General features: G+C 67.5%; 10 protein-coding genes. All 10 read left to right on the forward strand.

The annotated features are described in order from the left end of the window. The first annotated feature begins 266 nt into the window (after positions 1–266). The 10 genes from DEI94_RS18985 to DEI94_RS19030 all read left to right on the forward strand — a co-directional run bounded on the left by DEI94_RS18985 (position 267) and on the right by DEI94_RS19030 (position 12,976). On the forward strand, positions 267–3,347 hold the full coding sequence (locus tag DEI94_RS18985; protein WP_111025111.1) for a hypothetical protein: 3,081 nt from the start codon (positions 267–269) through the stop codon (positions 3,345–3,347). A 97-nt stretch (positions 3,348–3,444) separates the two neighbouring features. After that, positions 3,445–3,981 carry a hypothetical protein gene (locus tag DEI94_RS18990; protein ID WP_111025112.1) on the forward strand — a complete coding sequence of 179 codons (537 nt, stop codon included), beginning with the start codon at positions 3,445–3,447 and terminating at the stop codon, positions 3,979–3,981. Further along, positions 3,978–4,574, forward strand: a complete 597-nt coding sequence (locus tag DEI94_RS18995; RefSeq protein ID WP_111025113.1) for a hypothetical protein — start codon at positions 3,978–3,980, stop codon at positions 4,572–4,574. The genes DEI94_RS18990 and DEI94_RS18995 overlap by 4 nt, the downstream gene beginning before the upstream one ends. A gap of 55 nt (positions 4,575–4,629) precedes the next feature. Further along, complete coding sequence (locus DEI94_RS19000) at positions 4,630–4,830, forward strand: hypothetical protein (protein ID WP_111025114.1); 201 nt, start codon at positions 4,630–4,632, stop codon at positions 4,828–4,830. 92 nt (positions 4,831–4,922) lie between these two features. Next, complete coding sequence (locus tag DEI94_RS19005) at positions 4,923–5,735, forward strand: hypothetical protein (protein ID WP_146249350.1); 813 nt, start codon at positions 4,923–4,925, stop codon at positions 5,733–5,735. A gap of 46 nt (positions 5,736–5,781) precedes the next feature. Continuing rightward, positions 5,782–9,960 (forward strand): DNA polymerase III subunit alpha, encoded by a 4,179-nt coding sequence (locus DEI94_RS19010; RefSeq protein WP_181441667.1) that lies wholly within the window; start codon positions 5,782–5,784, stop codon positions 9,958–9,960. A gap of 179 nt (positions 9,961–10,139) precedes the next feature. Next, complete coding sequence (locus DEI94_RS19015; protein WP_146249351.1) at positions 10,140–11,027, forward strand: hypothetical protein; 888 nt, start codon at positions 10,140–10,142, stop codon at positions 11,025–11,027. 87 nt (positions 11,028–11,114) lie between these two features. Further along, the gene (locus DEI94_RS19020) at positions 11,115–11,339 is read left to right on the forward strand and encodes a hypothetical protein (protein ID WP_111025118.1); all 225 of its coding nucleotides are present in this window, start codon (positions 11,115–11,117) and stop codon (positions 11,337–11,339) included. A gap of 179 nt (positions 11,340–11,518) precedes the next feature. Then, a complete protein-coding gene (locus tag DEI94_RS19025) occupies positions 11,519–12,088 on the forward strand; it encodes an exonuclease domain-containing protein (protein WP_111025119.1) in 570 nt (189 codons plus the stop codon). A gap of 204 nt (positions 12,089–12,292) precedes the next feature. Then, entirely contained in the window at positions 12,293–12,976 is a 684-nt protein-coding gene (locus DEI94_RS19030) for a hypothetical protein (RefSeq protein ID WP_111025120.1), read from the forward strand. The last annotated feature ends 41 nt before the right edge of the window (positions 12,977–13,017 follow it).

Below are 13,017 nucleotides of genomic sequence, written 5' to 3' on the forward strand. Positions count from 1 at the left end.
AGCCAGAACCCAGTAGTTCAGCGGGCAGGAGACCCCATGGCCCCCTACTTACTTACCTACTTACTTCTGTAGATAGCTCTAAGAAGAAGAAGAAAGGGTACTTCCGGGGGTACATACACTCCATCTCCCTCTCTATACCTCTACCCTCCAGACGTAAGCAGCAAGCCTGGAACCAAAAAACCCAGGTCGGGGCTTGTTTGCTGGCTTTTTGGGGTGGAGGCCGCGGGGAGCGCGGCTGCCGAAACCGGTCCTGCATAGGGGTTGGCATGACCGATCCGCAGACCAGCGACCTCGACTACCAGGCAGGCCTCCACAGCCTGCACTCCACCCTCGGCGACACCGTGCTCCGCAACCGGACGCCGTGGACCGCCTCCGACTATGCGCCGTCGATCACCGGACAGGGCGCGAAGAAGCTCGCCGCGTCCGGCATCGCCCCGCTCGTCGCCATCGCCCGCGGCTACGAGACTGTCGACCAGGCGAACGCGAAGGACTTCGCCGAGCGGCACAGCCTCGGCGACGGACGCAGCAAGCGCGGCAGCCAGTTCCGTTCCCTGTTCCACGAGGACAACAACGTCCTGTACATGCCGTGGAACCCCGTGTCCCGGACGAAGCAGCACCGCGACCTCCTCGCCCCAGAGCTCAGCCCCGTCGTCCAGCTCCGCCCGGCGATGCCCCGGTACGTGGAGAACAAGCCCCTGAAGTACGAGTTCCTCACCGGCACGGGCACCGTCCTCGACTTCCACCCGTCAGTCACCGCGGACTGGGTCGGCACGGTCGGCACGTACCTCATCGCGGAGGGCATGCTCAAGGGCGACGCCGCGCTCACCGCCCAGCTGCGCAAGCACGTCCCCGACGCGCTCCTCTTCATCGGCCCGATGGACATGTCCCGCGAAGCGGCGATGAAGCGTCTCGCCATGCTGCTCGACAGCGTCCCGGTCGAGCAGCGCGTCGCCATCGTCAACATCGCCGGCGTCGGCAACTGGCGGAACAACCCCGAGTGGGTGTCACTGCGGTTCAAGGAGCGCAAGGTCCTCGTCGCGTTCGACGGCGACATCGCCAGCAACTACAACGTGTGGAAGCAGGGCAAGGACCTCTTCGGCTACATCGAGACGTCCAAGGGCGGCGAGCCGGTGCTCCTGGACCTGTCCCTCGCCGCCGGAGGCGAGGAAGCGATCGAGGACGACTCCCACCTCGGCATCGACGACTACCTCGCCAAGGTCGGCGACTGGGACGACCTGATGAGCGCCGAGCAGACGGAGTTCCCGGACATGCCCGACGTGAAGGAGTCCACCCGCGACGGCGAGTGGCAGGTCCGCAACGGCGGCACCACCGTGGACCTGTACACGCAGGACAAGGACCCCAGCGGCAACGACCTCGGCACCGGACGGTGGATCACCAAGTACCACCTCGGCGGCCGGGTCACCTTCTTCGAGACCCGACGCGCACCCTCCGAGGCGGAGCAGGAAGGCCAGCCGTTCAAGACCGGTGTGAAGGACGAGCACTACCCCTCGTTCTGCGCCGTCGAGATCGGATGGAAGGACGAGGCGACCAACGAGCGCACGTTCGTCGAGGTCACCGGACCGAACACCCTGCTGAACTACCAGCCGGTTGACTGGGTCCGACACGGCGCCGTCATCCCGAACGCACTCCTGGCCCACCCGGAGTGGCCGCCGGCGGACGGCCGGAACTGGCTCGCCGCGGTGAAACGGAACGAGGCGGAGAGCCAGGCGAACCGTGTCCGATGGACCGTCATGGGCTGGGTGCCCGCAGCGGAGTCGAAGACGCAGGCGTTCATCGCCGGCGACACGATCATCGCCGCCAACGACGACATCCGAGAGAGCACCCTCATCGGCGTCGACGAGAACGCGCTGGCGAAGGCCAGCCGGTTCGGTGTCCACGACGTGTACACCGGCCCGAACTACACCGACCCGACCGGCCAGTACAACCTCGCCGACGACATCCGCACCGTCGTGAGCGCGTGGATCACCAAGAGCCCGTGGCTGTCGCAGGAGATCGCGGTGACCATGCTCGCCCTCGCGCTGCGGCCCGCGGTACCGGTCCCCACGTCGGTGGCGTCGTACCTGGTCGGCCCGCCGCAGAAGGGAAAGTCGTGGTCCGCGAAGCAGATCATGACCTTCTGGCAGGCCACCCGTGGCAGCTGGACCGAGCTGCCCGGCAACGCCGGTGACACGTTCGCGTCCACCGAGAACGCCGTCGCATCCACCATGCTGTGGGTCGCCGACGACCTCGCCCCGACGCAGGACCGCCGGAAGGCGGACGCAATGGAGTCCAACATCGGTGACCTCATCCGTCAGGTGCACAACAAGCTCGGCAAGCGACGCATGAACCAGGACCTGTCCGCCAAGACGGTGCAGACCCCGCGAGCCGAGTTCATCGTCACCGCGGAGAACGAGCACTCCACGCAGTCCATCCGCGAGCGGTGCGTCATCGTCGAGTTCAAGGGCCTCAACTCGGAGCACATGGCCGAAGCGGAGCGCATCGGCACCGAGGAGACCACCGCGTCCCGCATCACCGCTGCGTACCTGCGGTGGTTCATCGCTCGTGGCGAGGAGCTCGGGTGGGCGGAGATGATCGACGAGATCAAGGACGACCGCCGCGAAGCCATCGTGAAGACCAAGGGCATCCTCGGCACGTTCGACATCAAGGTCGGAGACGTCACCCGTCCGTCGGAGATCGTCGGCGACCTGTCCGCCGGCCTGGTGTACTTCGCGCAGTTCTGCGAGGACCTCGGGCTGACCGACATCGCCGAGCAGATCACGTGGGCGGAGGACGGCTGGCTGTACGGGCTGGCCAAGCAGGTCTCCTACGCGCACCTCGACAAGGCTGACGCTGCCCCCGGCGCGGTCCTCCTCGACGCGATCCGGTCCCTCCTGGCCGCCGGCTCGGCGCACATCCAGAACATCGACGACCCGTCGCGGCCGCCGATCGTTGACGGTGAGGACCAGAAGCAGCTCAACGTGCTCCTCGGATGGCAGGCCGACTCGCAAGGCGACTTCCGCCCGCGGGGGAAGTCCATCGGGAACATGTCGAAGCGACGGGACCCGGCAACGGGCCAGGATGTCCCGGTCATCTACCTCGCCAACCACGACGCGTTCAACGAGGCGCAGCGGCAGTACTCGAAGCGGATCCCGCACGGTGCGTCCTCGACCACGTACTGGAAGAACGTGTGGGACCTCGACCTCATCCACCCGCTGTTCCGGGGCCGCCGACCCGCAAAGGGCGTGACGGTCCAGTACCGGATCGGCAAGACCGACAACCGTCCGTACGGCATCCCCGTCGGGCTGGACGCCCTGTTCCCGGAGGACGCGACCCCCGAGGAGGACTGACACCACTCCGCACACCGCACAGCGCGTCCCGTCCACCCGACGGGACGCGCTGCGCGGTTGCCGTTCCGCCGCATCCCCGGACGCGGAAGGGAACACGATGACCAACTCGAGCAAGGACAAGGGCGACCGCGGGGAACGTGAAGCCGTCGAAGCGTTTCAGACACTGTGCCCAGACCTGCTGGTGTGGAACGCGCAGCGGCTCCTCGGCGCCGGCCGGAAGGAGGACGTCGGTGACCTCCTCGTCATCGACGACGTCGCCGTGCAGGTGAAAGCGTTCGCCGCGAAGTACCTCTCGAAGGGCGTCTACGAAGCGGCGAACGGCGCAGCCATCCAAGCCGGCCACGCCAGGAAGCCGCACGCCGTCGGCATGGTCCTCGTCCCTCGCGCCCGGAAGGACAAGGTCCGCTGGGTCATGGTCGCCCACACCTGGCCTGCCCCCATCGACGAAATCGCGACCGCATCCTCCGCCACCGCTGCGTTCGACGCCGTCGTGAAAGCGGGCATCGACACCCCGTTCACGGTCCGGCTGGCGCGGAAGGACAAACCCGAACTGGTCCTCGGAAGTTTGCCCACCTGGGTTGCTGCGTACCGTTCTGCGACTGGCCGACACCAGCGTGCACAGAAGACGGCATGAACCCGCAGCTCATCTACGCCTCCTACGACCCGCGCGCCATCACCTGGGCGCATCACGCCATCTACCACGGCACGGCCGTGAACGACGCGTGGACCCAGTTCACCGCCGACATCAACCAGGCGTTCCCGACACCGGACGGTCCCCGCGGCCTGGCGCTCATCAACAACCGCATCGCGGGGCTCCGTCTCGCGACCCCTGGAGAACGCATCATCGGGTGGGACTACGCCCCCGGCATCGACGCTCTCGTCCCGAACAACAGCGCGGAAGGCCGCCCGTGGCAGAAGCGGTTCGACACCCTCCCCGCCAACGAACCGCCCGCACAGCTCAGCGCCGTCGGGATGACCGACCGCGCCACCGTCACCTACCCCCACGGCAGCGTCGCCGTGCATTTCCCGCACGTGTACGTCCCCAACGAAGGCGGCATCGTGTTCGCGTTGTGGGCCGTTCGCGAGATCAAGAACGCCATCGACGCGCAGCTCAACCAACTCGGCACCGACACCGGAATCCGCTGGCACGAAGTGCCACGCTCCGTCTGGTACGCCCGCGTGGAAGCAGAAGAAGCAGCCGCGGAGGCTGCGGCGGACGCAGGATGACCCGCACCGCACCGTTCCCAACCTCGCCGCGCGCCTCACACGGCGCGACCGCTCCGTGACCGACCCGGCCTCGGACCGCCACGACGACATCGACGAGGTGGTGGGGGCGTTCGCCGCGGTGTGGCATCGAAATCCGCAGAAGTCGTTCCTGCAGGTGGTGGCCAGAGCGGTTCGCGATGCGGGGACGTTCACCCCGTTCGACGCGTCGGATGAGCAGGTGCTCCGCGGACTGCGCAGCATCGGTCAGCGACGATGATGGCGGCGCTCGCCGCATGGTTGCGGAGCATGATGCGTCGTCGCCGGGACCGGGGGTCCGCGGATCCGTTGCTGGTTATCGCGGCGGTGTCCGTGTCACTGCTGATGCTGGTCGCTGGCACGTTCACCGTTGCGCAGATCTCCGCCAGCAGCCGCGTCAACGCGACCCGGGACGACCTGACCCGTCTCGCTGCGGCGGAGACGGCGTACTTCGCTGACCACGACGCGTACACGTTCTACGACTCCGTCACCAACACGTCGCTGGCGACCACCTACGGCTACCAGCCGTCGGAGCGGGTCGCGGTCGCCGCCTGTGCGAGCGGCTGGGTTGCGGCGGTGCAAGCATCGTCGGGTGCGGTGATGACCCGCTCGAGCGTGAACAACACCATCGGCACGTCCACGGGTGCGGGTGTGACGTTGCCAAGCTGCGCGAACTCGCTGGCCTGGTACTCCGTCGTCGACGCCGTCACCGGCGTCTGGTCGGGAGCGCCGGCCTGCAACCTGACCGCGCCGACTCTCGTTGATGCGGGGAAACCCGTCGCGGTCGGCGCCCTCAGCGGTACCCAGAGCAGCACCGTCATCTCCGCGACGGGTCTCACCGCGCCGCAGACGAACCTGCCCGCGTTGTCGAGCGGAGTCGCCACCGACGACATGCTCGCCGTGAAGGTGTTCGCCGGCGGGCAGGAGTACTGCGTCAGCGACTCCACGAACCCGTCGTTCAAGGTCACTGCCGGCAGCAGCACCGGCACGTACAACGTCAGCGTCACCCTCGACATGTCGTTCCTCACCCCAACGCAGTACACGGCCTTCACCACCTCCGGCACCATCCAGTTCAACGCCACGACCGCCCCCACATACGCCGCGTTCACGGGGACAACCGGCAACGCACTCCACGTCGGCTCCTGACGCTGCCCGGTCGCGGCCGCCCCGCGGGTGGATGCATAGGTGTGGCATGACCTCCGACGCCCGCTGGACCCACCTGCACGTGCACTCCGAGCACTCCCCGCTCGACGGCATGGTGAAGTTCAAAGCAGCGGTTGAAAAGGTGAAGGCGGAGGGCGGCAACGCACTCGCCATCACCGACCACGGAAACACGTCCGGTGCGTGGAAGTTCGCCAAGGTCGCCCGCGATGCGGGCATCAAACCCATCATCGGCATCGAGGCGTACCTCGCCCTCGCCAGCGACTGGCGTGACGAGCCGGACCGCCACGACCCCGGCACCGTGGAAACGGAACGGGACGACGAGACCAGCGCCGAGCTCGACGAGCAGGAGCGCGGCAAGGCGCAGAAGAAGACCACGAAGACGAAGCGGAACCAGCACATCACCCTGCTGGCGAAGAACCGTGAGGGCTGGCACAACCTCGTCCGCATGCAGAACGCCGCGACGAACTCCTACGGCGGCCGGTTCCCGCTCATGGACTTCAAGCTCATCAAGCAGCACAGCGAAGGCATCATCGCGCTCACCGGCTGCCTCGGCGGCCCGGTGCTCGGACCGGTTTCCCGCGGGGAGATGGACGAAGCGGAACGGAACCTCGAACGCATCATCGACGCCGTCGGCCGGGAGAACGTCTACGTCGAGATCATGGAGCACGGCATCGCCGCGGAAACCGCTGCGCTGCCGGTGATGGCGGACCTCGCCGCGAAGCACGGGCTGCAGCTCGTCGCCACGAACGACGCCCACTACACCCGGGAGGGCGACACCCACGCACACGAAGCGTGGTGCGCCATCCAGTCCGACAGCACCCTCGACGACCCGAAGCGGTTCCGGTTCCACGGCACCGGATACTGGCTGCGGTCCGAGGAGGAGATGCGTGCCCTCCGTGACGAGGACTGGTGGCAGCAGGCGATCACCAACGCTGGCGTCGTCGCCGAACGCTGCGACGACGTCATCCCGCCCACGCAGATGCGGCTGCCCGCCTACGACGTGCCCGCGGAGTTCCCCACCGCACGCCGCTTCCTGGTCCACCTCGCGAAGGAGGGAGTGAAGGTCCGCTTCCCCGGGGAGAAGTACACGCAGGCGGTGAAGGACCGGCTGAACGAAGAGCTGACCATCGTCTCCGACATGGGGTTCATCGACTACTACCTCATCGTCTGGGACGTCATCAACTGGTGCCGCCGAAACGGCATCCGCGTCGGACCGGGTCGCGGTTCCGCCGCCGGGTCGCTCCTGTCGTACTGCCTGTTCCTCGTGCAGGTGGACCCGCTGGAGAATAACCTCCTGTTCGAACGGTTCCTCGAACCGGGCCGTGAAGGTATGCCGGACATGGACCTCGACTTCCAGCAGAACCGCCGCGGCGAAGTCCTCGAGTACCTCGCCCAGCGGTGGGGTCGCGACCGCGTCGCCCGCATCGGGTCTTTCTCCGCCCACAAGACCCGCCGCGCCCTCCGCGACGCCGGGAAGCTGCTCGGCCTGCCCAGCATCGGCGACAAGCTCTCCAAGGCGGTGCCCGTCGCCGGTGGGAAGCCGTACTCGTTCGACCAGCTCGCCGACACTGACGACATGGCCGGTGAACGGTTCCGACAGATCCAGGCGGAGTACGGCGACGACGGTGAGAAGGTCGTCGCGCTCGCCGCGGGGTTCGCGGACACCATCAACGGTGAGTCCATCCACGCGTGCGGGACCCTCATCTGCGACACGGACCTCACCGACCTCATCCCGCTGCGCCGCGACCGGAAGATGGCGACCAGTTCCGGGCTGGCGACCGTCACCCAGTGGGATGGTGTAGACATCGACGCGTTCGGGCTGCTCAAGCTCGACGTCCTCGGCCTGCGGAACCTCGACGTCGTGTCGAAGGCAGTCGAGTACATCGAAGCGACCACCGGGGAGGTCATCGACACCGACAAGCTCCCGCACCCGAACGACCACTCCGACGCACGCGTTCGCGCGACCTGGGAGCTGCTGCGCTCCGGCCGCACCGCCGGCATCTTCCAGATGGAGTCCGACGGCATGGCAAAACTCGCTCAGGCGGTGGAACCGGACTGCTTGACGGACCTGTCCGCCATCGTCGCCCTGTACCGGCCGGGCCCGATGGGCAACAACATGCACACGATGTACGCGGAGCGGAAAGCCGGCCGTCAGGCGGTGGACTACTCCATGTACTCACCCATCAAGGCGGAGCAGGAAGCGATCGCCACCGTCCTCGACGACACGTACGGCGTGTTCGTGTTCCAGGAGCAGCTGATGCGCCTCGGCACCGTCATCTCCGGGTTCACCGCCGCGCAGCGCTCCAAGCTCCGCAAGGCCGTGGGCAAGAAGAAGAAGGACGTGATGGAGCAGGTCGGCCAGGAGCTCGTCGCAGGAGCTCCCGTCGAGCTCCGCGACGACAACGGCGACATCATCTCCATCGCCTTCCGACCGGAGACCGCTACCCGCGTCTACGACTACATGAAGGCGTCCGCGGAGTACCTGTTCAACGCGTCCCACTCCGCCGCGTACGCCTACCTCGCGTACATCACCGCCTACCTCAAGGCGTCCTGGCCGGCGGAGTACGGAGCCGCGATCCTCGCCACCACCAGCGCCGACGACAAGCGGCAGGCAGCGCTGCGCGCACTCCGCGAGGAGGGCATCGAAGTTCTCGCGCCAGACGTGAACCGTTCCCGCGGTGAGACGTTCCCCATCGGACCGACGAGCATCATCCTCGGCCTGTCGGAGATCAAGGGCGTCGGACAGGCGGGCAGCGACATCGCCGCGAACCGTGAAGCGCACGGACCGTTCGCCAGCATCCACGAGATGATGAACCGCGTCACCGACGAGTTCGGGAAGTCCATCGCGAACACCCGCGTCGTCGAAGGGCTCGCCGAAGCCGGCGCCCTGGACGTGTTCGGGTCCCGGCTCGGAATCCTCCGCGTCCGCGACGGCCTGATGCGGTTCAACCTGCCCATCCCCGCCGATGAGTGGGGTGTCCTCGAACGCTCCCGCAGGCAGCGGGCACGCCTCGGCGTCATCATGGGAACCCACCCGCTGGATGTCCCCTCCATCGCCGAGCAGGTCAGCCAGTGGCGCACCACCGACCTCGGCGGACGCAGCTTCGGGGAAGGTCGCCCCGCCGAGGACCTCCGGAACCTCCCCGACGAGAACCGGCAGTCCTTCCTCGCGTTCGGCGTCATCGCCAAGTGGGGAGAGCGGGCGTACAAGGGCGGGCAGATGGCGAACTTCACCATCGAGAACTCCTCCATCGCACTCCGCGGCGTCATCTGGGACAAGACCCTCCGCGCAATCCGCGACAGCGACGGCGGGGTGCCAAGCTCCGGGCAGATCATCGCCCTGTCCGGCCAGGTGCAGATCAACGAACGCGAAGTCACCGACGAGGACGACAACGTCGTCGAGGTGGTCACCACCAAGGAGGTCATGGGCTCCAAGGTGTGGCACATCGACGTTGACGACCCGGTCACCGCTGCTCCCGTCGCCGGTGAGGTCGGCTGGCGTGAGTTCCTGACCATCGCCGGGCAGGAGCCCGTCATCGAAATCCCGGAACTGCCGGCAGCCGCCCCCGCGGAACCGCAGCAGCCTGAGGAGACGGCCGCCACCGTCCTCCCCACCGACGACAGCGGCCTCATCGTCGGCATCTCCTCGCCCGCGTCCGCACGCACCATCACCGCCCCGCAGACACTCAAGGCATTCCTCCGCCGGCACGGGAAGACGCTCGAGTTCACGCCGCCCCGCTCGGGATACCTCGACCCGGCGCCCGGCGTCGCCGTCGCGTCCCTCCGCGGGGAACCCCGCGCCGTCATCGCGTACATCCCGTCCGCGTACGCGAAGCGGACCCCGACCCTGCCGCCGGGACTCACCGCCGACGCACCCCTGCCGCCGTGGTGGGAGTTCGTCGGGTTCACCCGCAACCCCGACGACCCGGACGCGGAACCAGAAGCCGACACCGCCGACGGCGCGGCCGCGGACGGCGCTCAGTTGGACGGTGACGTCGCGGCCGCCGTGCACGACAAGCAGCAGACGCAGGAGCTGCGGCTGGACGGACAGTGGCCGGTCGCCGACGAGCCCTGGCAGGACCTCATGCCGTTCGACAACGACGAATGGGGCAATCCGAACCCGCCGGACGACGTCCTCCCCGAACCCGAGTACAGGCAGACCCTCACCCCGCAGCCCGGCTGGCTCGACAACCTCGACTTCGGATAGCCGCCGGCTGGCCTGCTGGATCGGCGGCTGCCCGAGTCTTGGCTTTGGCTGCTCCTGCCCGTGTCGGCGGTGGCTGAGACCATCGCCATATGGGAAGCGCCGCAGACTCCGTGAACTGGCTTCTTCGCGACGCGAAGAGGTCCGCCCTCCAAGGAGCATCTCTCTCCGGCAAGGAGGTGTTGAGGGATCTGGCCTTCGATGGCGCAGGCGTTGGCAGCTTTGCGCGCCAGCTGCTATCCGAGAACGCGGTCGACTTCGCGGGCTTCAAGCTCTCCGAAGCAGGCGCGCTCGGCCTGCAGGTCAACGCACTGTCGGAGAGCTTCCTTGCCCACTCCATCGCTACGCATCGCCGGCAGGAGTCGGCTTTCGCGGCCGCGTTCGCCGACGTCAAGGGCTTCAACGCGACCGCCCTGACCAATTCGATTGCATTCGACTTCGCAGAGTTCGCTTCTCTGTCTGCGCGCTTGAGCGAACCGTTTAGTGAGGGATTGAAGAATCCTGCGGGACTGCTCCTGGCCGAGATTAATCGACAGCGTGGGCAGTTCGCTTGGGCCCTGGCTGGATCGCAGGAGATGTCAGCGAACTTCGTCGCGCAGGCCATGCGAGCGCAAAGCGCGACTCCGCTGGACGCTGTTGCCCCGCTCTGGGACGCCGTCAACGCGCACCGGAACGTACAAGACTCGCTCGACGACGTGCTGGATGCACTGCTGCAGCCCGGGCCGCTCGGAATCGACTATGCGGCCATTGAAGACCGCGCCGAGCGGCTGGCGCACAGCGTTGGAGAACTCGACGGCCGTGAACGCGAAGCGCTCGATGCCGCGGTCGCTCCGGCCGCACACGTCACACACACCGCCAGCTCGACGATTCGTGACCAGGTCGACGCTCTGGGCCTCGGAGCGTTCGCCCGGCACTACGGCCGAGAGGTGAGCATCTTCCTTGCGTTCAGCGTCGGCCTCACGTATGCCACGTTGCAAGCCGGAGCGGGGGACCTTCAGCCAGGCACATTCTTCGAGGCCGCGGGCTATGGGTCCGGGGTCTACAAGCTGGTGCGAGCTCGGCTTCGCTAGCTGCCACCACCTGGTTCCGTCTCGTCCCGCGCATAGAGGGTGCGGGCGCCTGCTGGCGTCGTTTCGTCACGTCAGAAGGAACCTCTCATGGGCCGCGCGATCTTCGTCTGCGCTTTCATCGTTGTCGCTTTGAGTGCGGCGGTGTTCGGCGTGGTGAACACGCTCACTCCGACGAGCCCGACGCATCCGTGCTTGGTGACGGGGAAGGACCACTCGTACCAGGTGACCAGCAGGGGCGGGTCGCGGTCGGTGTACCGCGTCTACACAAAGGACTGCGGCACGTTTGAGGTGCAGGACTCCCCGTCCATCTGACGTTCCGGTCCGCTGACACGTACGGCAGCATCGTGCAGGGCCACACCTACCGGTTCACGACGTTCGGACGTCGGGTGGGGCTGCTCGGAACGGGCATGTTCCCCAACATCGTGAAGGCCGTCGAGGTCGGCAGCTGACGCGGTTCCCGCTCCCGGAACCGACCAGGCATAGACGCGTCCATGACCGAGTACCTGCTGCACACCGACCTCGAGACGACCGGCCTCGACCCGGCAACCTGCTCCATCGTTGAGGTGGGCGCCATCCTCACCGACGCGAACCTCAACACCCTCGCCACGATGAACATGCTCGTCCGCCCGGAGCAGTTCACCGCGGACGGCGACGTGATCTGGCAGCCGGGCGCGAAGGAGCTCGCCGACCTCAACGGGCTCGCGGACGACGTCGACGCCGGGCTGATGGACGACACCCTGGTGGATGTCGCTGCCGTCGAGCAGGGGCTCCTCGCCCTCATCGCGGCGCACGTGCCCGAGGGTGCAACGCTGCTGCTCGCCGGGTCCGGGGTGGCGAAGTTCGACTCCCGCTTCATCGAGCGGTACATGCCCACCCTCCACCGTCGCCTGGCGTACTACCCCGCCGACGTCGGCATCCTCCGCCGCGCGTACCGTCGCGCAACCGGCCGTGACCTCACCCCCGTCAACGAGGACAAGACGCACCGGGCGTTCGACGACGTGGAATGCCACCTCGAGGAGGCCCGCGCGTTCAACCAGTTCTTCCAGGAGCAGGCAGCATGACCGACGACCAGACCGCTCAGATCCTCGCCGCGTGGGGCCGGTTCCTCGAGGAGCTCTACCCCGCGAACCCCGCCGCTCACCGACGGAGCATCGCCTGATGGCCGCCCCGCACGAACCCGCCGCGGACCGCAACTGGTGGGAGCACCTCGGCGACACGCAGCGACCCACCCCGCAGCCCGCCGCAGCCGACTCGTCGACGACCCGATGAACGAGCCGACGTTCCTCACGAAGCGGGTCCGGCTGCGCACCGCGTACGATTACGAGGCGGCGTTCCGGTACGGCGGTGTGCACCTGTGGCCGCTGCCGAAGCGCCCGGTGCAGGGGCCGCTCATCGACCCGGAGCTCCGCGAGGGGTGGATGCGGGAGTGGCAGATCCGCGCCGCAACGGAGGAGAACGCCCGCCGCTGGTCGAAGCACACGCACGAGTCGATCGACCTGTACGTGATGAGCGATGACTGCGGGCACGGCAACCCGGAAAACGACGACGACGCGTACGACTTCGACCTCATCGAACAGCTCGAGCACGCCGTCACCTCGCTTCGCGTTTGGACGCCTGGCGAAGGATTCGTCATCAACGACCAGACTGCGTACGACGCTGCAGTCACCGCCCGCGACAGCCACCCCGAGTACATCCGATGCGTGGCCGCGCAGGACGAGTACGACGACCTGCACGGCAGCGGCATCTGCCTCGCCAGCCCTCTCGGGTCCGTCTGCGTCGCCTGCGCCGAGTCGCACGGCACCGGCAGCGACGACTTCGGGTATGAGTCGCACGGTTGTCTTCTCGCCTCCGACGCGAGCGAGGCGTTCAACGAGTTCTGGGGAGCCAACGGCGACGAGGATGGCCGGCCATCCCGTTTCCGTCCCGCCGCGACCGCACCGACGACGTAGCGCCCGCGCATAGGAAGGGTGACCGCCAGCGAAAGGACGCT

Source organism: Curtobacterium sp. MCBD17_040, assembly GCF_003234805.2.
In the GTDB taxonomy this organism is placed as follows: domain Bacteria; phylum Actinomycetota; class Actinomycetes; order Actinomycetales; family Microbacteriaceae; genus Curtobacterium.

What these genes read in the sequence shown, in the direction of transcription:
- DEI94_RS18985 (WP_111025111.1), top strand. Translation starts at nt 267, where the DNA reads ATGACCGATCCGCAGACCAGCGACCTCGACTACCAGGCAGGCCTCCAC.
- DEI94_RS18990 (WP_111025112.1), top strand. Translation starts at nt 3,445, where the DNA reads ATGACCAACTCGAGCAAGGACAAGGGCGACCGCGGGGAACGTGAAGCC.
- DEI94_RS18995 (WP_111025113.1), top strand. Translation starts at nt 3,978, where the DNA reads ATGAACCCGCAGCTCATCTACGCCTCCTACGACCCGCGCGCCATCACC.
- DEI94_RS19010 (WP_181441667.1), top strand. Translation starts at nt 5,782, where the DNA reads ATGACCTCCGACGCCCGCTGGACCCACCTGCACGTGCACTCCGAGCAC.
- DEI94_RS19020 (WP_111025118.1), top strand. Translation starts at nt 11,115, where the DNA reads ATGGGCCGCGCGATCTTCGTCTGCGCTTTCATCGTTGTCGCTTTGAGT.
- DEI94_RS19025 (WP_111025119.1), top strand. Translation starts at nt 11,519, where the DNA reads ATGACCGAGTACCTGCTGCACACCGACCTCGAGACGACCGGCCTCGAC.
- DEI94_RS19030 (WP_111025120.1), top strand. Translation starts at nt 12,293, where the DNA reads ATGAACGAGCCGACGTTCCTCACGAAGCGGGTCCGGCTGCGCACCGCG.